The 22,074-nt window shown below is 49.3% G+C and carries 19 protein-coding genes and 1 riboswitch; of the genes, 11 read left to right on the plus strand and 8 right to left on the minus strand.

What is annotated here, in order from left to right:
- Positions 1–21 precede the first annotated feature (21 nt).
- Positions 22–1,575 (plus strand): Rne/Rng family ribonuclease, encoded by a 1,554-nt coding sequence (locus JHJ32_RS11450; RefSeq protein WP_079717160.1) that lies wholly within the window; start codon positions 22–24, stop codon positions 1,573–1,575.
- A 24-nt stretch (positions 1,576–1,599) separates the two neighbouring features.
- Here the strand turns inward: JHJ32_RS11450 and miaA are convergent, their stop codons facing one another.
- Positions 1,600–2,505, minus strand: a complete 906-nt coding sequence (gene miaA / locus JHJ32_RS11455) for a tRNA (adenosine(37)-N6)-dimethylallyltransferase MiaA (protein ID WP_370584506.1) — start codon at positions 2,503–2,505, stop codon at positions 1,600–1,602.
- Position 2,506: 1 nt separating this feature from the next.
- Complete coding sequence (locus JHJ32_RS11460; protein ID WP_139378670.1) at positions 2,507–3,277, minus strand: hypothetical protein; 771 nt, start codon at positions 3,275–3,277, stop codon at positions 2,507–2,509.
- Positions 3,278–3,397: 120 nt separating this feature from the next.
- On the opposite strand from JHJ32_RS11460, the gene JHJ32_RS11465 reads away from it, so the two are divergent.
- Together JHJ32_RS11465 and radA are read left to right on the plus strand one after the other, a co-directional pair.
- Positions 3,398–5,179 (plus strand): serine hydrolase, encoded by a 1,782-nt coding sequence (locus tag JHJ32_RS11465; protein ID WP_200121042.1) that lies wholly within the window; start codon positions 3,398–3,400, stop codon positions 5,177–5,179.
- A 37-nt stretch (positions 5,180–5,216) separates the two neighbouring features.
- A complete protein-coding gene (gene radA / locus JHJ32_RS11470; RefSeq protein ID WP_079717156.1) occupies positions 5,217–6,599 on the plus strand; it encodes a DNA repair protein RadA in 1,383 nt (460 codons plus the stop codon).
- Between the two features lie 2 nt (positions 6,600–6,601).
- Here radA and JHJ32_RS11475 read toward each other — a convergent pair whose 3' ends face one another.
- The 5 genes from JHJ32_RS11475 to JHJ32_RS11495 form a co-directional block, all read right to left on the minus strand.
- Positions 6,602–6,970, minus strand: coding sequence for a YccF domain-containing protein (locus JHJ32_RS11475; RefSeq protein WP_079717155.1), 369 nt, complete (start codon positions 6,968–6,970; stop codon positions 6,602–6,604).
- Positions 6,967–8,358 carry a histidine--tRNA ligase gene (gene hisS, locus JHJ32_RS11480; RefSeq protein WP_200121043.1) on the minus strand — a complete coding sequence of 464 codons (1,392 nt, stop codon included), beginning with the start codon at positions 8,356–8,358 and terminating at the stop codon, positions 6,967–6,969. The genes JHJ32_RS11475 and hisS overlap by 4 nt, the downstream gene beginning before the upstream one ends.
- Before the next feature lie 61 nt (positions 8,359–8,419).
- Entirely contained in the window at positions 8,420–9,151 is a 732-nt protein-coding gene (rnc, locus tag JHJ32_RS11485; RefSeq protein ID WP_079717153.1) for a ribonuclease III, read from the minus strand.
- A gap of 65 nt (positions 9,152–9,216) precedes the next feature.
- Positions 9,217–10,470: a beta-ketoacyl-ACP synthase II gene (gene fabF, locus JHJ32_RS11490; RefSeq protein ID WP_200121044.1), complete on the minus strand. Its 1,254-nt coding sequence runs from the start codon at positions 10,468–10,470 to the stop codon at positions 9,217–9,219.
- Positions 10,471–10,496: 26 nt separating this feature from the next.
- A complete protein-coding gene (locus tag JHJ32_RS11495; RefSeq protein ID WP_079717265.1) occupies positions 10,497–10,733 on the minus strand; it encodes an acyl carrier protein in 237 nt (78 codons plus the stop codon).
- A gap of 273 nt (positions 10,734–11,006) precedes the next feature.
- Here JHJ32_RS11495 and JHJ32_RS11500 point away from each other — a divergent pair, with 273 nt between their 5' ends.
- The 3 genes from JHJ32_RS11500 to JHJ32_RS11510 all read left to right on the plus strand — a co-directional run bounded on the left by JHJ32_RS11500 (position 11,007) and on the right by JHJ32_RS11510 (position 13,945).
- Entirely contained in the window at positions 11,007–11,429 is a 423-nt protein-coding gene (locus tag JHJ32_RS11500) for an IPExxxVDY family protein (protein ID WP_079717151.1), read from the plus strand.
- Positions 11,430–11,537: 108 nt separating this feature from the next.
- Positions 11,538–12,968, plus strand: a complete 1,431-nt coding sequence (pyk, locus tag JHJ32_RS11505) for a pyruvate kinase (RefSeq protein WP_200121045.1) — start codon at positions 11,538–11,540, stop codon at positions 12,966–12,968.
- A 257-nt stretch (positions 12,969–13,225) separates the two neighbouring features.
- A complete protein-coding gene (locus JHJ32_RS11510) occupies positions 13,226–13,945 on the plus strand; it encodes a TylF/MycF/NovP-related O-methyltransferase (protein WP_079717149.1) in 720 nt (239 codons plus the stop codon).
- An 18-nt stretch (positions 13,946–13,963) separates the two neighbouring features.
- On the opposite strand, the gene JHJ32_RS11515 is transcribed toward JHJ32_RS11510, so the two are convergent.
- Positions 13,964–14,335, minus strand: a complete 372-nt coding sequence (locus JHJ32_RS11515; RefSeq protein WP_200121047.1) for a hypothetical protein — start codon at positions 14,333–14,335, stop codon at positions 13,964–13,966.
- 121 nt (positions 14,336–14,456) lie between these two features.
- Between JHJ32_RS11515 and JHJ32_RS11520 the strand changes: the two genes are divergently transcribed.
- The 5 genes from JHJ32_RS11520 (at position 14,457) to JHJ32_RS11540 (ending at position 22,072) form a co-directional block, all read left to right on the plus strand.
- Positions 14,457–16,265, plus strand: coding sequence for a sensor histidine kinase KdpD (locus JHJ32_RS11520; protein WP_079717147.1), 1,809 nt, complete (start codon positions 14,457–14,459; stop codon positions 16,263–16,265).
- A 10-nt stretch (positions 16,266–16,275) separates the two neighbouring features.
- Positions 16,276–16,968: a response regulator transcription factor gene (locus JHJ32_RS11525; protein ID WP_200121048.1), complete on the plus strand. Its 693-nt coding sequence runs from the start codon at positions 16,276–16,278 to the stop codon at positions 16,966–16,968.
- 116 nt (positions 16,969–17,084) lie between these two features.
- A riboswitch (SAM riboswitch) is annotated at positions 17,085–17,188 on the plus strand.
- Between the two features lie 119 nt (positions 17,189–17,307).
- Positions 17,308–19,629, plus strand: a complete 2,322-nt coding sequence (gene metE / locus JHJ32_RS11530) for a 5-methyltetrahydropteroyltriglutamate--homocysteine S-methyltransferase (protein ID WP_200121049.1) — start codon at positions 17,308–17,310, stop codon at positions 19,627–19,629.
- Positions 19,630–19,753: 124 nt separating this feature from the next.
- On the plus strand, positions 19,754–20,431 hold the full coding sequence (gene trmD, locus JHJ32_RS11535; protein WP_079717144.1) for a tRNA (guanosine(37)-N1)-methyltransferase TrmD: 678 nt from the start codon (positions 19,754–19,756) through the stop codon (positions 20,429–20,431).
- 231 nt (positions 20,432–20,662) lie between these two features.
- Complete coding sequence (locus JHJ32_RS11540) at positions 20,663–22,072, plus strand: anthranilate synthase component I family protein (protein WP_200121050.1); 1,410 nt, start codon at positions 20,663–20,665, stop codon at positions 22,070–22,072.
- The last annotated feature ends 2 nt before the right edge of the window (positions 22,073–22,074 follow it).

Genomic DNA, 22,074 nt, shown 5'->3' on the forward strand with positions numbered 1-22,074 from the left:
GCTTTGCAAAAAAAATAGCTGTTGGTAAAGGAGTTAATCATCGATTCGGCTCCCGAAAAGGGGGTCACTATCGCTTTACTTCAGGACAAACAGCTTGTAGAGCTCAGCAAGGAACAGGCGAATAACAACTACGCGGTAGGTGATATTTATTTAGGCAGGATTAAAAAGATCATGCCTGGTCTTAATGCTGCATTCGTAGATGTCGGATACTCGAAAGACGCATTCCTTCATTACCTGGACTTGGGCCCACAAGTACAGTCGCTCATCAAGCTTACCAAATTAGTAAAGAACGGCAGTTACAAAGAGAAGCTGCTTGATAGTTTAAAACTGGAAAAAGACATCAACAAAGCCGGCAAGATATCTGAGGTATTGACCCGCAATATGTTGTTGCCTGTCCAGATAGCCAAAGAGCCCATTTCCACAAAAGGGCCACGGTTAAGTTCGGATTTATCCATCGCTGGGAGATATGTGGTATTAGTACCGTTTTCAAGTGCGGTATCCATTTCCAAGCGCATAAAGGGAAATACCGAACGCAATCGACTTAAAAAGATTGTAGAAAGCATCAAACCTGCCAATTTTGGCGTTATTATCCGTACCGTATCAGAAGGCAAGGGGGTAGCCGAGCTACAGAAAGACTTATTGGATCTCATTGCGAAGTGGGAGGTTTTGACCAGCCGCCTGCGCATGGCCGAACCTACACACAAGGTCCTCGGCGAGATGGATAGAACATCGACAATTCTTCGTGATATCCTCACAGATGAGTTTACGCACATTTATGTGAATGATCCTGTGATTTACGAGGAAACACGTTCGTATGTGCAGGAAATCTCTCCTGATTTGGAGAAGATCGTTAAACTGTACAAGCACCGGGAACCGATTTTTGAGCATTTCGGCGTGGAGCGGCAAATCAAGGCTGCATTCGGAAAGACGGTAAATCTCCATGGCGGCGCATACCTGGTCATCGAACATACTGAAGCATTGCATGTGATCGACGTAAATAGTGGCAACCGCACGGCCAATAAGGAAAACCAGGAAGAAAATGCATTGCAGGTCAATATGGAGGCCGCGAAGGAAATTGCGCGCCAGCTGCGTCTGCGGGATATGGGAGGCATTGTCGTCATCGACTTTATCGACATGCATAAGCCCGCCAACCGCAAGGAATTGCATGCTTACCTGAAGCAGTGCATGGCGGCCGACCGCGCGCGGCACACCATATTACCGCCAAGTAAATTCGGATTGGTACAGATCACCAGGCAACGCGTACGTCCCGAAATGTCCATTGTCACGAACGAAAAGTGCCCTGCATGCGATGGCACAGGGGAAATCCGATCGAGTATTGTACTGATGGACGATATCGAAAATAACCTCAGTTTCATTCTTCATGAACAGAACGAAAAGGATATCACACTGTGTGTACACCCGTACATTTATGCGTACATTAAGTCTGGCTTGATTTCCCGCAGAATGAAATGGTACTTTAAATTCGGACGCTGGATCAAGGTAAAGCCCATTTCGTCTTATTACCTGACCGAGTTTCATTTTTTTAATGCCAAGGATGTCGAAATAAAACTTTGAAAAAGGGGGCCTCAGCCCCTTTTTTTATGCGGGCTTTCCGCGCAACATCGTCAAAACTTCGTCGGCCATCTCGTTGACGGTTCCTTGGTTCAGCCACTGGATGCGCAGTCCATCCTTTTCCATCTTGCGGAAATAAGTCATCTGCCGCTTAGCAAACCGGTGTATCTCCGTGTTCAGTCTTGAGAAAAACGTGCTTTCATCCATCTCGCCCGAAAGGTATTGGGTAGCGTATTTGTATTCCAACCCATAGTAGGTTAGCCGTTCCTTCGCAACGCCACTTTGCAATAACGCCTTCACTTCGTCCAACAGCCCCTTGTCAAGCCGTAGCCGAAGCCGGGCTGTAATACGTTGCCTGCGGGATTCGACAGGCGGATTGATGCCGAAGATTGCTGCGTCCGGCGCTGGCCGGGGACGCGCCGGCAGCAAATGAGCCTGGCACCACTCGGCTATTTCAATAGCACGGATGAGCCGCTTTTTGGTGCTGGTGTCGGGCTTAAAGCCCGGCGGCATCGGCAGGTGCACTAATCTTGCTGTTAACGTTTCTATGGAATGTGGCTCCAGCGCATCGCGCAATGCTGCATTAACCGGAACACCGTCGTATTCAAATCCCTGGACGACTGATTGGATATATAAGCCCGTACCTCCACAAAGTATAGGCTGTTTGCCCCGCTCTTGGATAGCATCCAACGCCTCGTAAACATCTTCCCGATACCGGCTGACATGATACGTCTCTCCGGCCTCTACAACGTCTATTAAGTAATAAGGAATGTCGCCATAAATCTCAAGATCCTTGCCGGTGCCCAGATCCATCCCTCGATATACCTGCCTCGAATCTGCACTGATTATTGCGCCATTTATACGTTTGGCTACTTCGACAGCCAATTGGGTTTTACCGGATGCCGTCGGGCCGAGGATGACCACCAGTTTCACGTCACGCGTGTTTATATGCTTTCACCAACTTGATACTACCACTGTTATAAACAGGCACAAACCCCCGATTTCTGCGTTCTTCCGCGGGCTTCTGCTGAATTTCAACCGGTAGCGCCTGCTCGTAGTATCGCTGCATCGTCCGTGTATCTACCCAGAAGACTTGAGGAGACGTTTCCCCCGCGATCGCGAAGCCTGTCTTGCGATAGCTGCTGCCATCCGTCCAATCCTTGTCCGCATAGGTCATGATATCCCCCGGATCAAACGCCTGCTGAAAGGCGTCGATAAGCTTGCTGAACCCACCCACGACCTGCATTCCCTGTTTATGGCAAAACCGGAGCAGCTCATACGAGCGGTAATCCGCTGCCTTGTTGTCCATCTTCCTTCCTCCACTGAATACGGCCACAGCCACCAGCTCACCTTCCCGGAACAACCCGAAACGGTATTTACCCGGCAGCGCCACCTGGAGATGATGGTCTTCCTGAAAGGCCATAGCCATCTGTTTATCAATACGGGCAACCACCGTATCCCGAGCATGGATACGCTGGGCAAGGCCTGCCAGTGCAGCAATCCTGTTAAGCAGTAGATCCGGCTGTTTAATACCGCGGTCTTCGTCAATGTGAATGCAACGGGCCGTGCTGTCCACGGCAATACGTTCCCCGGCGCCGCATAAGTAATAAACAATATCCGGCATTCCGTCCGCATGCAGGAGACAGGCGCTTGGCGATAGTGCCTCAAGATTAAACTCCGCATGCAGCTTAGCTTGCAAAGCCATCAGAAACTTATAAAAAGAACTGTTGACATTAAACATTGGAAACAGGCAAATGAATTACAAATGTGGCAAATTTTTCAAGACCTACCTATTTTTTGTGCAAATTAGCGATATTCGTCTACGATGAAGAAACTTTATACGGTATATTTATTGGTGGCTTTCCTTGGCGTAGCGCACGAGGCATATACCCGGCAGCACGCGCCACGGGTAAATCACACCGTCCTATTGAATAACCAGACCAGGATTGTTCCGCTGCGCGATCTTCAACGCCGGAATATTGCTTATATCATGTATAACAATGAACCGGCGCTCTCCGTTTTCGGCGAGATCTTGAAGCGCTATGCTCCGGCAGATGCGCTCCCGATACCTGCTCAGGCCGATGCCTATCGTCAACTCGATGGAGCGCTCAAGTTTTACAACACCCTTGTTTTTGTGCTAAACACGGCCGACTTAGCGAACAAGCGCCTGTTGCAGCTCATCAATGCACAGGCTGTCGGCAAAGAAGTGATATTGGCCGTGTTCGGCGACGGCACCAAACTGGCCGAATTGGATTTCTTCCATTTCCCAATAGCGTGGAATCCCGAAATTACCGAAACGGCCGTCAAAAATTCGGCGATGTCCATTTTTGGGGGAACGGCCTGCACGGCACGCCTGCCACAGTCTTTTTCTGCAAGATACGCGTCTGGTGCTGGCTTTACCACCGAACAGACGCGCCTGGAATATGCCGGCGTTGATGCATTGGGCATTGACCATACCCGCTTGGAAGCCAAAATCGACGCTATTTTGGCGGAGGCCATCCGCGAGCGGGCTACGCCAGGGGCTGTCGTCATGGCCATCAAAAGCGGCCAAGTGATTTTTGAAAAGGCGTATGGCTATCATACCTATGATCGGCAGCGGCGCACGGCGGTGTCTGACATCTTCGACTTGGCGTCCATCACCAAAATCGCTGCAACAACACCCGCCATTATGCGGCTCACCGAACGGGACATTATCAACCTGGACAGCACCATGGGATATTACTTGCTCCAAGCCCAGGGCACCAACAAGAAAGACACCAAACTGCGTGACATCATGCTCCATGAAGCCGGCTTCGTTCCCTTTATCGCTTTTTACCAGCACCTGAAACCCGGTGATCTCAGCACGGACTCATCAGCAGCCTATGCAGTGAAAGTGGCAGACAGCTGCTATATCCGTACGGGCTATTACGAAGACATCATGTGGCCTACCATGCTCCAGTCCAAGCTTAATGCTTCCGGATCGTATGTATATAGCGACGTCAGCATGTATGTTATGAAAGAGATCGCCGAGCACCAAACGGGTTTGCCCATACAGGATTATATCCAGCAAGAGTTTTACCGTCCATTGGGTATGCAAACCGCGGGTTATCTGCCCAGGCGGCGCTTTGACAAAAGCCACATCGTGCCAACTGAAAACGACAAAACGTTCAGAAAGACCTTACTGCAAGGGTATGTGCATGATCAGGGAGCGGCCATGGCCGGGGGTATCGCAGGCCACGCAGGATTGTTTGCCTCGGCAAACGACCTGGCTATCTATGGGCAATTATTGCTCAATCGGGGGACTTACGGCGGCGAGCGCTATTTCAAGGCCGAGACGATTGACCTATTTACTTCCAGGCAATCCGCCACCAGCAGGAGGGGCCTGGGGTTTGACCGCTGGGATCCCGATACCGCCAAGCACTACCCTTCGAACTTAGCCTCGGATGCCACCTTTGGGCACACCGGATATACGGGCACTTGCATCTGGATTGATCCGAAAGCGCAGCTGGTCTATATTTTTCTCTCCAACCGGGTGCATCCGGCGGTCAGCAACAAGCTGATCAGCCTCAACATCAGAGGGCGGGTGCAGGACGCCTTATATGAAGCGATCAATGCCTCAAAATCTTGACACGCTAAACGAACGGCGATAACGACTCAGGAAAAACATGGCCAAAACAAAAACGACCTATTTCTGCCAGAACTGCGGATATGAATCTGCCAAGTGGCTCGGCAAATGCCCCTCATGCAACGAATGGAACACGTTCGTGGAGGAACTTGTGGAGCCCGCAAAGGCACGTGTACCGGACTGGCGGACAGCCTCAGGCCCAGCCGCCAAACGGACAAACAAGGCTTCGCGGATACAGGAAATCGCCCATCGGGAAGAAACGCGTTACGTCACACCGGATGACGAGCTGAACCGTGTACTGGGCGGGGGTATCGTCCCCGGTTCGCTGGTGCTCATCGGCGGCGAACCTGGCATCGGAAAGTCTACGCTGATGTTGCAGCTCGCACTCAGCATGCCCGGTGCGAAGGTCCTGTATATCTCCGGTGAGGAAAGCGAGCAACAACTCAAAATGCGCGCCGAACGGCTGATGCAATCGCCGAAAGCCGAATGCTTTATCCTCACCGAGACCTCCACGCAAAACATTTTTAAACAAATGGATGCCATCGCTCCTCAACTGGTAATCATTGATTCCATACAGACCTTGCATTCCGCCCAAATCGATTCGGCCCCGGGCAGTGTGTCGCAGGTACGCGAATGTACGGCCGAATTATTGCGGTTTGCCAAAGAAACCGCCATCCCCGTATTCATTGTGGGGCACATCACCAAAGACGGGGCCATCGCAGGCCCCAAGGTATTGGAACACATGGTCGACACCGTACTGCAATTCGAAGGAGACCGCCATCATGTATACCGTATCTTACGCGCCATTAAAAACCGCTTCGGTTCGGCCGCCGAACTGGGCATTTATGAGATGCAGGGGTCTGGCTTGCGCGAGGTAAGCAACCCCTCGGAGATTCTGCTCTCTCAGCGCGAAGACAATATGAGTGGCATCGCTATCGCCGTGTTATTGGAAGGCGTACGTCCCATGCTTATTGAAGTGCAGGCATTAGTAGGTACCTCCGCCTATGGCACTCCGCAACGTTCCTCCACCGGGTTTGACACGCGGCGGATGAATATGCTGCTTGCCGTACTGGAAAAACGATTCGGCTTTCGGCTGAGCGCTCAGGATGTATTTCTGAATATGGCCGGAGGCCTGCGTGTGGAAGACCCTGCTATTGACTTGGCCGTCATCACGGCGATAATTTCCTCACAGCAGGACATTCCCGTGCCCGCCACTACGGCCTTCGCCGGCGAAGTGGGACTTTCGGGGGAGATCCGGGCGGTCAACCGTATCGAACAACGCATCGCCGAAGCGGAGAAACTGGGCTTTGAAACGATTTATATTTCTAAATATAACGTCAAAGGCTTGAGCACGGCTAAATACCAGATAGCCATCAAACCGGTATCCCGGGTAGAGGAAGTCTTCCAGGCCGTGTTCGGTTAGTGTTAGTTGAGTGCCTTCCCGAAAGGAGTAAAGGCAAGTCCCATCAATTTAAAATGTTGGCGGCCAAAGGGGATACCGATGATGGTGATGCAGAGCAGCAGGCCGAATACAAGGTGCGTGAGTGCGACCCATATTCCACCAAACACAATCCAAAGGATGTTCATCAGCGTGTAGAGGCACCCCGTGCTGGATGGGCGGTTGGTTACGACGGTACCAAAAGGGACCAGAGCAGCTACGGCCAACTTAAAAAGCTGGATGCCGAAGGGAATGCCCACGATAGTAAGACACAGCACCAGCCCGCCGACAAGGTACTCCAGAAAAATAAAAAAGCCGCCAAAAATAATCCAGATGAGATTGCCTAAAAAATTCATAGTGGTGAAGATAAAAAGGTAAACAATGCCTTCTCATCCAGTTTTCGCTGTTCACCCGTTTGCATATCTTTCAATGTCAAGAGTCCGCTTTGGATTTCCTCCTCCCCGATGAGGACAACATACGGTATCTTCTTGGCATCGGCATAAGCCAATTGTTTTTTAAGCTTTGCCGCGGCGGGATAAAGCTCAACGGCGATATCGGCATTACGTAGTTTTTGCAGCAAGGGCAACGCATATAGTTCTGCGAGCTTGTCGAAATTACTGATGAGTACTTTGGTAGACTGGGCAGTGCTTTCGGGGAATAATCCGAGTTCTTCCAACACATCGTATATCCGATCTGCGCCGAACGAAATGCCCACGCCGGTAAGCCCTTTGAGTCCGAACATTCCGGTAAGGTCATCGTATCGGCCGCCGCCGCCGATGCTTCCCATACGGACTTCATTGGTTGCCACTTCGAAAATACACCCCGTATAATAATTAAGTCCGCGCGCCAACGTGATGTCAACCGCCACAAAACGATTCAGCAGTGCCGTATCACCCGTCAGCTTTTCAACATAACCCAATACCGTTTCGAGCTCATCGATCCCCTGCAAGCCGATTGCTGACGACGCCAGTACTTGCTTCAGGTTTTCGATTTTTTCCATATTAGACCCTTGCAGTTGAATGATAGGCTGCAGCTTTTCCAAATCTTCCGGAGAAAAGCCGCGGTCAAGTAATTCCGTGACCACGCCATCCAGTCCAATTTTGTCAAGCTTATCAATGGCGACAGTCATGTCTACAATCAGGTCCGGCTTACCGAGCACTTCTGCGATACCGGTCAATATCTTGCGGTTGTTTAGCTTAATCGTAAAGTCGCTCAACCCCAAATTAGTAAGCGCCTCGTGATAAATAAGTACAAACTCCGCTTCATTAAGCAGGCTGTCCGAACCTACCACATCGACATCGCACTGGTAAAACTCCCGATAGCGCCCCCGTTGGGGCCTATCGGCACGCCATACCGGTTGTATCTGGAACCGTTTAAACGGTAAGGCAATCTCATGCTGACGCATCACGACATACCGAGCAAAAGGCACCGTTAGATCATAGCGCAGCGCCTTCTCGGCAATATGCGGAATCAACGGTGCCGACGCCCTGCTTTCCAGCAGTTCGGCAGGGACCTTCGCCAGGTAATCCCCCGAATTGAGGATTTTAAAAATCAGCTTATCCCCTTCGTCGCCATATTTACCTGTAAGGGTTTGCAGGTTTTCAACGGAAGGGGTCTGTATTTCACGATATCCGTATTTGGCGAATACCTTTTTGACGGTATCAAAAATGTAATTACGTTTTTCCATTTCCACGGGCGAGAAGTCGCGCGTGCCTTTTGCCAAAGCGGGTTTGATTACTGCCATAGCGCAAAGGTAGGGATTGATTTAGGATTTTAGATTTTAGATTTTAGATTTTTGCGGCACGCTAAAGGACATTCAGGGTCTCACAGGCCTTCTCAGCAGCAATTTTCTCTGCGCTTTTTTTGTTGTAATCGCGGCCGGTGCCGCATACCTCACCGTCGACCACAGCATCGATGGTGAAGATTTTGACGCTATCGCCTTCGGCGTTTTCGGTCTGCACAAAGCTCACTTCCTTGCCCGCCTGTTGGCACCATTCGATAAGCCGGCTCTTAAAATTCGTTTCGGTTTGTTCCAGTGTTTGGATATCCACATGAGGCTTGATGATCCGATTTATCAAAAAATTCTTGGTAAATACATATCCTTTATCGAGATAAATGGCGCCAATCAACGCTTCAAAAGCATCACCCAACAGCGATCCCTGTTTATTGGGATAGCTGATCATGCGCGTATCATATTGGATGAGTTCATTAAGGCCCAGCTTTTTTGACAATTGGTTAAGGTGTGCACGGCTTACGATTTTTGAGCGCATTTCGGTCAAAAAGCCTTCGCCTTTGTATGGATACTTTTTAAACAATAATTCCGCCACCACCGAACCCAGCACGGCATCTCCCAAAAACTCCAACCGCTCATTACTGTTTTTCACGCCATCTTTGACCGGTACAGCCACAGACTTGTGTCGGAAAGCCAAGTGATAAAGATGGAGATTGCCCGGCACAAAACCCAGCATATTCTTCAACGCCTTGACATACCGGCGATTAGACGAAAAATGCAGTTTGTAAATCTTTGAAAGAGGCATCTAATGACTAACTGAATACAAACATGCAAAGGGGCTAAACCCCTTTGCTGCAAATGCCTTCAAACCTATGCTTCAAACTTCTTAAATATAACGGTAGCGTTATGTCCACCAAAACCAAAGGTATTGCTCATGGCCGCGTTGACCTGCCGTTTTTCTGCCTTGTTAAAAGTGAAGTTCAGTTTCGGATCGAGGTTGGGATCATCCGTAAAATGATTGATAGTCGGAGGGACGATGTCATGCCGTACAGCCAGGATAGAGGCAATGGATTCAACGGCCCCCGCAGCCCCCAATAAGTGTCCTGTCATCGATTTTGTCGAGCTTATATTAAGTCCATAAGCGTGCTCGCCAAAGAGCTGAAGGATAGCCATGATTTCACTGGGATCCCCTACCGGAGTGGACGTACCATGTACATTGATATAATCGATATCTTTAATGGAGAGCTTTGCATCGGCCATGGCGTTGGCCATGGCAAGCCTGGCTCCGAGGCCATCAGGATGCGATGCCGTGATGTGATAGGCGTCTGCACTCATGCCTCCGCCGACGAGCTCCGCATAAATTTTCGCTCCGCGAGCTTTGGCATGTTCCAGACTTTCCAGCACAATGGCTCCGCCACCCTCACCGGCAACAAACCCATCCCTGTCTTTATCAAAAGGCCTTGACGCCGTCTTCGGATCGTCGTTGCGTGTAGACAAAGCGTGCATCGCATTAAACCCCCCAATGCCCGCTTCATTAATAATCGCCTCAGAACCGCCGCTGATAATGATATCGGCGCACCCTGTACGGATATAATTCAATGAATCGATCAATGCGTGGGTAGATGATGCACAAGCAGATACCGTGGAGAAATTGGGACCACGCAATCCATGCCGCATCGAGATGTGCCCTGGAGCGATGTCCAGAATCATCTTCGGAATAAAAAACGGATTGAATCGTGGGGTCCCATCACCTTTGGCGAAATTGCTTACTTCATCCATAAACGTCTTCAGACCGCCGATGCCAGACCCCCAAATCACGCCGATGCGATTGGTATCTAATTTATCGAACTCCAGCGAAGCGTCAGCAATCGCTTCATCGGTTACAGCCAATGCGTAATGTACAAATGGATCTACCTTCCGGGCTTCTTTGCGCTCCATGAAATCCTCAGCATTGAACCCCTTTACTTCACAAGCAAAACGGGTCTTGAACTTCGAAGCGTCAAACTTGGTGATAGGAGCAGCGCCGCTTACCCCTTTGATCAGGCTATCCCAAAATGCTGGGACAGTATTCCCAATAGGAGTAAGCGCACCTAACCCTGTTACTACTACTCTTTTAAGCTCCATTTATTACGATTAGCCTAATGAATTAGTTAGTTAACGTTTTTTTCTAAATAAGCGATTGCTTGTCCTACCGTACTGATGGTTTCAGCCTGGTCATCGGGAATAGCTACGTTGAATTCCTTTTCGAATTCCATGATCAACTCTACTGTGTCAAGTGAGTCAGCACCTAAATCATTGGTGAATGAAGCTTCCGGGGTCACTTCGTTTTCGTCTACACCTAGTTTTTCAACGATAATTGCTTTAACTCTTGATGCGATATCAGACATGATTTTATAGTTTAATTGTTTAATAAATCTGTGCAAAGAAAAATAAATTTCAGCAAATACTAAAACGTTTTTGATTTTTAGAACATTATTAAGGTTCATCCAGCATAACTAAATTATGGTTTTTATATCAATGATTTAGCCTATGGATTGCCAGTTATACGACGGTTTACTTTTGGTATATCGCTATATAGCATCTTACCTTCATTATCTTGTATATAATTGCTATACTAGTGTTTTTGTTTTTGTAAATTTGCGCTGAATATAGAAAAAACTTTGAATAAAGTCACACTAAAATACGAATTGGACCTCGATTTCGTCCTCATTGCCATTACTTCTTCACTTAGAGACTATCGCCTATGTTATTTCATCAACAAACTTACGGGGCTTAAATTGAGCAAGATAGACGACCACGAGGTTTGGATGCCGGCACCAATAGGCCTAACGCATTTCAGCCGGTATGCTGATTTTTCGGAAACATCGGACACCGAGTTTTACCTATTGGCCAACAGAGGGACAGCCGGGGGCTTCTTAATCCCTGAAATGCGTCATTCGGATTATTTTTTACTAATCAGGAACTTTATCGATGAGGAGGATTTGGCTGCCATCGAGAACCATATTACAACGATTCCGGAAGTGGTTGTCGCCAGTGAAATCTCCCCACAAAAATTGAAATCCAAAGAAAATCTAATATTTTAGCGCCATATTTGTCAAAGTGTATCAATTACACCATAACTAAACACAGGAATATCATTTTATAAATGCCTTATAGGAAGGGGCAATACAATAAACAAAACAACTCGATAAATGGAAAAGGTTCAAAAGCGAACTAAAATCGTAGCCACATTAGGGCCAGCATCGGCTAAAAAAGATGTATTAACAAGCATGATTGCCAAAGGTGTAGACGTTTGCCGGCTTAATTTTTCACACGGCAGCCAAGAAGATCACCTCAAAGTAATTCAAACCATACGGGAGATCAACCAAGAACACCAGACAAATATCAGCATCTTGGCAGACTTACAGGGTCCCAAAATCCGTATCGGGAAAATGAAGGAAGGCGGTGCGGTCTTGCTCAATGGCACACAGGTGGAAATCACTACCCAGGAGCTTATCGGTGATGAAAACCGTATTTATATTACATACGATAATTTTCCAAAAGACGTCAAAACAGATGAAATCATCTTACTCGACGATGGGAAAATCCAGCTGCGCGTACTACGGTCAAACTTTGCTGACACCGTGTGGTGCGAGGTTGTCCATGGCGGTGTGCTCACTTCCCGCAAAGGGGTAAACCTGCCCAATACTAAGGTTTCCATTCCCAGCCTTACCGAAGAAGATTTAGACAACCTTAATTTCGTTCTCCAATATGATGTCGAGTGGATAGGGATGTCGTTCGTGCGGACAGCGGAAGACATCGTGAAACTCAAAGAAGTCATTGCGGCTCAAGGCAAGTCCGCCCGTGTCATCGCAAAAATAGAGAAGCCTGAGGCGATAGATAATATTGACGCCATCATTGCTGCGACCGACGGCATCATGGTTGCCCGGGGAGACTTGGGCGTAGAAATGCCTATGGAGGATGTTCCCGTGCTTCAGAAAATGATCGTAAAGAAATGCCGCAATGCATCCAAGCCGGTCATCATTGCTACCCAGATGCTGGAAAGCATGATTACCACCCCTCGCCCTACGCGCGCGGAAGTGAATGACGTGGCCAATTCGGTGCTCGACGGAGCGGACGCAGTCATGCTGAGCGGTGAAACGTCTGTGGGAGAGTTCCCCGAAATTGTCATCGAAACCATGAGCAAAATCATTGTGCATGTCGAACGGACTTCTTACCCGTATTACAGCTCCAAGAAATCCGAGCACAGCACGGATTCCGTCATCCCGGATGCTATCTGCGGATCCTCTGTATACTTAGCCGAAAAGACCAATGCCTCGGCCATTGTCGCAATGACCTATTCCGGCTATACGGCTTTCGAAATATCGAGCTACCGCCCGAATGCAGACATTTACATCTTTACAGGCAATCCGGTATTGCTCAATACACTGAGCCTGCTATGGGGCGTAAAAACTTTCTATTACGACAAGTTTGAGAGCACCGACGGCAGTATCCACGACGTCAACTCGCTGCTGAAAGACAAAAACCTTGTGCAGCCGGGACAAATCGTCATCAATACCGCATCGACACCATTGCATAAAAAAGGCAAAACCAACACCATCAAGGTTACGGAAGTAGAATAGCGGAATAACACAACCCCAATACCATTTAGCCACCTTGGCTTCGGCCTGGGTGGCTTCTTCTTGAACAGGTTTGCTCTTGCCTCCTTCAGTACCGGAAGATCGGCGTCAGGGACCGCAGCCGGTAAAAAACAAGGCTTTCTGTGATCAGGCGCAAACAAAATATTTTCAAACTTGTAGCGTTATATATCACATTGGACAACCGTCCAGCTGGGCAATGAATAACATTCCTGCCCCTACACGTATTGATGTTGACAAAAATGATAGCTGACCAGTTTCTCATAAAAGCACAGTCTTTATTTTATTCCTTCACAGACAAAGAAAAGGCTCAGCTTATGCGGATAAAAACGCAGCAACTGACCTATTTGACGACCAAGGATCTATTTAACCTGTATCGCGCGGCCGCTGAGGTAGAGCGTGCGGGGGTCCCGGGATTGTTTATCGAAGCCGGCTGCGCGCTCGGTGGCTCGGCCATCGCCATCGGAAAGGCAAAAAGCAAGCAACGGGAATTTCGGATATACGACGCGTTTGGATTGATTCCCCCACCGTCGGAAAAGGATGATGCCGATGTACATGCTCGGTATGAAGAAATCAAAAGCGGAAAATCTAAAGGACTGGGCAACAATACCTACTATGGCTATACCGAAAATCTGAAGGAGGTCGTCACCGCCAACCTCGCTAAACACGGCGTCCCCGTCGAAACCAACAACATCAAACTGATAAAGGGATATTTCGAGGATACCCTGTATCTCACGGAGCCGGTGGCTTTCGCGCACATCGATTGCGATTGGTATGCCTCCGTGATGAGCTGCCTTGTTCAAATTGAGCCCCGTTTGTCGCCCGGCGGTGTCATTGTATTTGACGACTATTACGCGTGGTCAGGCTGCCGGTCTGCCGTGGATGAATATTTCCGCGATAAAAGCGGGTTTGAGCTTAGCAAAAAGGGCAGAAAACTCCACGTCAGAAAGGCCGCACGATAACCAGTGGCCCGCGGCGGTTCAATTTTCCGATGGTTCAATCGGAGGCAGCGTGGGTTTCTTCCGCTTCGGCAAAATAGTTAATGGTTTATCCCGGATGCTATCCGGTTGTGCCGGCGTAACCAACGGACCATGGTACAGGTTCGGCATGGATACGCAGTTATCCCCACGGTATCCATTCGGTATTTCAACACACCTGTCTCCGCGATATGCGTTGGGCATCGGATCGGTCGGAAACGACTGTAAGCGATGCTGCTTGGGGGCGGCTGCAGCGCTATCAGCCGGGCTGTTCTTTCGCGCAAATCCGTCAGCCCGCTGCTGTTTGTTGTCCGATTGCCCGTAGGCCACGGTAAAAATGCCAATAACACCTAATACGATGATGAACGCTTTCATTGTCCCAGGGAATTAGTACAATTCAAAAATAGCAAAAACACGTCAAGGCCGTCATGTTATCCCTGTTAAAATATGTTAAAACCCTGTGTATTGCTGCTTAGCTTCTGTATTTTTGTGTGGGATGAAACATAAGAGTATCGGATTGATTATCGGGTTGATGACCGTGGCCCTACTGGGGGTGATGGCCATGCAATACTTTTTTATTAAGCAATCATACATCCTGAAAGCACAGCTATTTGACGAATCGGTGAAAGCTGCGCTCAACGCGGTCGCCGCCAAGGCTGAAAAACGAGAGGTCATGCAGCTCGCCGATGCCCAGCGCAAAAACAAAGAAAAACTGGAGCGGGAGCAACGCAAGCTGGAGGAACAGTTGCGCCTAAAAACCGAGATTGAGCGGCTACGGGAAAAACAAGCCCGGCAATACGCCGCCTTCAAACGGCATGAGGAGACGCTGTTTGCACAATATCCCGTGGTGCTGCCTATTGAAAGCAATGAGTTTTATGAGACGTATCTCAATGATTCCCGGTATAAAGACTTTTTGCGCGTCAAATTTCAGACGAACGCCACGGTTGATGGCGCTTTCCAACGCAATGACAATATTGTGGGTCTCTATGCTATCCGGCAGGTGCCGTTGCTCAAAGCCAAAGATGACAGCGTGCGTTATTTTATTCCAGGCCCCATTGCATACGGCTCCACGGTTTTAAATTACGCCATCGAAACCTTACCTCCCAGGCAAGATCTCAAGCTGAAAAGCGAAATAGCCCGCAAAGAGCGCCAGCTCCAACTGCTGGAGGCCACTACGCTGATGGACACCATTGCGATACTAAGCGGCAAAAACCCCCAATTAATGGAGGATTTCGCCGCAGAGATCGAACTGTATAAACGCCCGTTGAGCCAGCGCATCGACGTTGCTTATATCAGACGCGAGCTGCGTAAGGAGCTGCTAAGCCGGGATATAAAATCCGCCTTCAACCTGGAAATAAAAGACAACCACACCACGCTGTATGCGTTCGCGAATTTTTCGGCGGAGGACCTTTCGTCCCAAAACCTGTATACCACCGAGTTATTCCGTGCGGACAATGAGCGCTCATCCGGCCGGCTTTCTGTCTATTTCCCCAATAAAGCCAACATTTTGATGGGCAACATGACGGTCATGCTGTTTTCGTCGGTCGCGCTTTTACTGGTACTCATCAGCTGTTTTGCGTACACCATCTTTACCATGCTCCGCCAAAAGAAGATTTCCGAGATGAAGACGGATTTCATCAACAACATGACGCACGAGTTTAAAACCCCCGTGGCGACCATCATGATTGCCAGCGAATCCCTGCGCGATCCCGAGATAGCATCTGATCAGACGCGGGCTGCCCGTCTCGCTAATATCATATACGACGAAAATGTGCGCTTAGGCAACCATATCGAACGGGTGCTTAACATCGCGCGCCTGGAAAAAGGAAACCTCAAATTGGAACTTCGCGATGTAGATGTTAATGACCTTGCGCAAGCCGTGGTGGATAGCATGGAGCTGCAATTGCTCAAAAACGACGCCAATGTGCACATGCATCTTGATGCAACAGATGCTACTGTCGTGGGAGACGAATTACATTTATCCAACGTGTTTTTCAATTTGATCGATAACGCGATTAAGTACAGCAAAGAAAAGCCCGACATCACCATTAAAACAAGAAATGCCGGCAGCCACATACACATTACCGTGGCCGATAAGGGCATCGGAATGAACCGTGACCAGCTTTCCAAGATTTTCGATCAGTTTTACCGCATACCCACCGGAAACCGTCACGACGTAAAAGGATTCGGTTTGGGGTTAAGCTACGTAAGTGACATTGTAAAACGATTTGGCGGCAAAGTGCAGGTAAAAAGCGAGAAGGACAAAGGAACTGCGTTTGAAATCATGCTGCCGCTCAAAGGATAGGGAGACTATTATGCAAAAAATTCTATTAGCAGAGGACGACCCCAATTTGGGCGACATCTTAAAGGACTACCTGGAACTGAAAGGAAAGTTTGACGTCACACTCTGCAAAGACGGCGACGAAGCCCTTCGCCAATTCAATAAAGAGAAATTTGACCTCTGCATCCTCGATGTGATGATGCCCCGTAAAGACGGCTTTACCTTGGGCAAAGAAATCCGGAAAGCCAACGCGGACATTCCCATTATCTTTGCCACGGCAAAAGGGATGATGGAAGACAAGACCGAAGCATTTGGCCTGGGGGGTGATGACTACATTACCAAGCCCTTCCGCGTGGAAGAGCTTTTGCTCCGTATCAACGCCTTGCTTAAGCGGGCATCCCGCGAAAAGCAAGGGGAGGAGGAACTCCCGGACAAATTCCAAATCGGGAATTACCACTTCGATTATGTCGCCCAGCAAATCAGCAGCAATGGCTATCAGCAGAAACTATCCACCAAGGAGGCTGAGTTGTTGCGCCTACTTTGCATCAAAAAGAACGATGTGCTTACCCGGGAGGAAGCCCTGCTAAAAATCTGGCACGACGACAACTATTTCAATGGCCGTAGCATGGACGTCTTTTTGAGCAAACTGCGCAAATACCTGCGCGATGATCCCAAGGTGGAAATCGTGAATGTGCATGGCAAGGGTTATAAGCTGTTGGTCAGTTAATCAGGCTGGGATAAGCGCCTTCTACAAGTTTGCTCGTTTCCGCATGACGGATGGATGGGCGCCGCGCCTGCGAATTATTTTTTGCGCATTTCAAATTTTATGCCGATATTAGCGGCCGCTTATGGAGAAAGGCAGAGGGAATGGACCCTGTGAAGCCTTAGCAACCTGTCACCAGACAAGGTGCTAAATTCTACCCCGGGTAATCGGGGAAAAATAAGCAGACACAACTCACCTTGTGCCCTCTCCCCTAAAGCAATATAAAAACGTAGGATCGCCGATTCCGAAGTAGGAGAGGCGGTAGCTGATTTGTATATTTAAATAGTTATCATACACATTGTCATGTTAAAAACCAACAATTTGGGTTACCCCCGCATCGGCGCCCTAAGGGAACTGAAGAAGGCTAACGAAGCCTATTGGGCAAAAAAAATAGGCCAGCAAGAGCTATTGGATGCTGCACGCGCTATACGCGAAAGCAATTGGAAGACCCAGCAGGATGCGGGTATTGACCTCATCCCGTCAAATGATTTCTCTTTCTATGATCAGGTGTTGGACCTCTCGCTGACCGTGGGCGCTATCCCTGCTCGTTACCAGGGCTTTCCGTTAGCAGGAGCATCTTCATACAACCTCGATTTGTATTTTGCCATGGCCCGCGGTTTCCAGCAGGACGGCCTGGATGTGACCGCCATGGAAATGACCAAATGGTTTGATACCAACTACCATTACATTGTTCCTGAATTTGTAAAAGACCAGCAGTTTCGCCTTACTTCGGAAAAGATCGTCAACGAGTTTAACGAAGCCAAGCAGTTAGGTATTGTCACCAAACCGGTATTGTTGGGTCCTATCACTTACTTGCTTTTAGGCAAGGAAAAAGAAGCCGGCTTCAACCGCTTGGATTTGATAGATCGCCTATTGCCTGTTTATGAAGAAATCCTCGGCAAACTGGCTCAAGCCGGAGCCCTGTGGATACAATTTGATGAACCGTTTTTGGCGCTGGATATCGACGACAAGACCCGGGCGCTCTATCAAACCGTCTATGATCGCCTCTCGGCCGCCGCTAATGGCATCAAGCTGTTGGTCGCCACTTATTTCGAGGCGCTGCAGGAAAATGCGCAAACGGCGCTGCGCCTGCCGGTGCAGGCGCTGCATGTCGATCTTGTACGCGGCGAAAAACAGTTGGACGAACTGTTACCTGCCGTGCCTGCCAACCTTATTCTTTCTTTGGGCGTGGTGGATGGCCGCAATATCTGGAAAAATGACTACGAAGCGTCTCTCCGGAAGATTAAACAGGCCGTGGACACATTAGGTGCAGACCGCGTTTGGGTAGCGCCGTCAAGCTCCTTACTGCATGTTCCGTTTGACCTGGATTTAGAAGACAATGAACAATCGTTGCCCGCGGAGGTCAAAAACTGGCTGGCCTTTGCCAAACAAAAGCTGGCAGAGGTAAAAGATTTGGCCGTCCTGGCAACTGGCAACGTTGACGCGGCGACATTAACCCGTTTCGAAGCCAACAGGGCTGCACAGCAAAGCCGGCGTACGTCAACGTTGATTCACCGCGAGGAGGTGAAGGCCCGTGTAAAAAGCATTACCGATGCCGACGCACAACGGACAAGTCCGTTCGCCGAACGCAAAGCAAAGCAACTCGCAAAATTCAACCTGCCGGCCTTTGCCACCACCACCATCGGCTCGTTCCCACAGACACGGGACGTCCGCAAGTGGCGGGCCGACCTGAAGAAGGGCGCCATCACGCAAGAGGAATATGATAAACTCATCGCCGAAGAAACCGAGCGGACCATCCGTCTGCAAGAAGAATTGGATATCGATGTGCTGGTGCATGGCGAATTCGAACGCAACGACATGGTGGAGTACTTCGGCGAGCAGCTCTCCGGTTATGCGTTCACCAAAAATGGGTGGGTGCAATCGTACGGTTCACGCTGCGTGAAGCCCCCCATCATCTATGGCGACGTAAGCCGCCCCGCAGATATGACCGTGCGCTGGTCTGCATATGCGCAATCGCTCACCGAACGCCCCGTGAAGGGCATGCTCACCGGACCGGTAACGATCCTGCAGTGGTCGTTCGTGCGCAATGACCAGCCGCGTTCAGAGACCACCTACCAGATTGCGCTCGCCATCCTGGATGAAGTACAGGCACTGGAAAAAGCCGGCATCAAGATCATCCAAATTGACGAGCCTGCCATCCGCGAAGGACTCCCGCTGCGTAAGGCCGACCATAAAGGATACCTTGACTGGGCGGTACGTGCGTTTCGCGTCTCCTCATCCAATGTGGAAGACGACACGCAAATCCATACGCATATGTGCTATTCAGAGTTTAATGACATCATTGAGCACATCGCGGCGATGGATGCTGATGTCATCACCATCGAAACGTCCCGCTCACAAATGGAATTGTTGGATGCCTTTGCTGACTTCAATTACCCGAATGACATTGGCCCCGGCGTTTATGACATCCATTCACCTCGTGTACCGAGCAAGGAGGAGATCGTAGCCCTGCTTGAAAAAGCAAAGGCCGTCATTCCTGCGGAGCAACTATGGGTTAATCCGGACTGCGGCCTAAAGACCCGTGCCTGGCCTGAAACCAAGGCGGCTTTGGAAGCCATGGTAGAAGCGGCCAAAACGTTGCGCGGCGTAACAGAAACGGTGTAAGTGCCTTTACGCGACAAATTTTCGCTGACTCCGGCTGCCAATAGCGGCAGCCGGACTTTTTTAACCCCCCTAAAGGCCATCGGCCATGGCCGACCCATCACCAAAAAACACTATCTTTGCCCGTATGCGGTTTGACATTATTACGGTGCTACCCCAGCTGTTGGATAGTCCTTTTGCACATTCCATCTTACAGCGTGCGCAAAAAAAGGGACTTTGCGAAATCGTTGTGCACAACCTGCGCGATTACGCCGATAATAAGCATAAAAGCGTGGACGACTACCCGTACGGGGGCGGCAGCGGCATGGTGATGCAAGTGGCCCCTTTTGCCGCTTGTATCGAGCAACTGCAAGCCCAGCGCAGCTATGATGAGATCATCTTCATGACACCTGACGGCGACACGCTCAACCAGACTATCGCCAACCACCTGTCAACCAAAGCCAACCTTATCATCCTTTGTGGGCATTATAAGGGCATTGACCAACGCATACGCGACATCTATGTGACCCGTGAACTTTCGATCGGCGACTATGTCCTCTCCGGCGGAGAGCTGCCTGCGGCGGTCTTGGTTGATGCTGTTGTACGTCTGCTCCCGGGCGTGCTATCGGATGAAACATCAGCGCTTTCGGATTCGTTCCAAGGTGGCTTATTGGACGCTCCGGTGTATACCCGGCCGGCCGACTGGAATGGGCACAAAGTTCCCGATGTATTGCTCAGTGGCAATCAGGCCGCCATCAACCAATGGCGGGACGAACAGGCCATCGCCCGGACCAAATCCCGAAGGCCGGATCTGTTGGATGACTGATTTTTTTCATTTTTACCACAAAAAATTTGTTTGGCGTTTTTTTTTTATATTTTTGCTACACTATGTTAATGAACAAGTTCCGCATCGCATTATGGTGGCGGCTCGATGGAAATAACGTCGGGCAGGCTGGGACGGTTACATGTGGTTAATCACGGCTCAAGATTTAAACATATATGCCCCGACGTTTTAAAAATCCGTCGGGTTTTTTTTGTTGTCTATTAAAAGGAAATTATGGCTTATCGATTTAAAACCAACTACAAACACTTGCTGGCGGATACCACCACGCCGGTAAGCACTTACCTCAGGCTGCGTGACGTGTTTCCAAACAGCCTGTTGCTTGAAAGCTCAGAATACCATAGCCGGGAAAACAACATGAGCTATATTTGTTGCCAGCCAATAGCAGGTATTAAACTGGATAAGGAGTTTCTCGAAATCCAGTACCCCGGCAGCCCGGTGGAAAGGAAGCCTGCTGCTGCCATCAACCTTCGTGAAGAAGTTTCCCTGTTCAGGCAAGCGTTTGAAGAAACACGCGTATTGGATGCTAATGTCATTTCCAATGGCCTGTTTGGCTTCTTTACGTTTGATACGGTAGCTCACTTTGAGGATATCGAATTGAAAAGCCCGATCGATCCCAACCGCAATATTCCTTACTTGCAATACCATGTCTATCGGTATGTCATTGCCATCGATCATTTCCGCAATCAGCTTTATATCTTCGAGCATCAACTTGAAAACGAAGAAAGCCCCTCCGGATTGGAAAAAATCCAATACCTTATCCAAAACAAAAACTTCCCCGAATACAGCTTTTCCATCAACGGTGGAGAAACGTCAAACATGACCGATGAGGGGTTTAAAGCCCTGGTAGAAAAAATGAAGACCCACATTTACCGGGGTGATGTTTTCCAGATTGTGCCGTCCAGGAGCTTTTCCCGGCCATTCTTAGGCGATGAATTCAACGTATACCGTTCGCTACGCTCCATCAACCCTTCACCGTACCTGTTTTATTTCGACTACGGTGACTTCAAATTATTCGGCTCCTCGCCCGAAGCCCAATTGACCATCCGCAACAATGAAGCGACCATTTACCCCATTGCCGGTACGTTCAAGCGTAGCGGCAACCAAGAACGGGATGAAAAAATTGCTGAAGCCCTTAAGGAAGACCCTAAGGAAAACGCCGAACATGTTATGCTGGTCGATCTTGCCCGCAACGATTTAAGCCGTCACTGTGCGCATGTACACGTCAAATCTTACAAGGAGACGCAGTATTACTCCCATATTATCCACTTGGTTTCCAAAGTCTGCGGTACACTGAAAAAAGGAATAAACTCTTTTGATGTCGTGGGAGATACATTTCCGGCCGGGACGCTTAGCGGAGCACCCAAACATATGGCCATGCAGTTGATCGATCGCTATGAAAACCAGCAGCGCAGCTTTTATAGCGGAGCCATCGGCTATATGGGCTTTAATGGCGATTTCAACCACGCCATCATGATACGTTCGTTCTTAAGCCGCAACAACACCCTTCATTATCAAGCCGGCGCAGGCATTGTTGCCGATTCAAATCCCGAAAACGAGCTTCAGGAAGTCAATAACAAAATTGCCGCCCTGCGCAAAGCGCTGGAACTGGCACAAGATATTTAATA

This window comes from Parapedobacter sp. ISTM3, from assembly GCF_016533505.1.
Taxonomy (GTDB): domain Bacteria; phylum Bacteroidota; class Bacteroidia; order Sphingobacteriales; family Sphingobacteriaceae; genus Parapedobacter; species Parapedobacter luteus.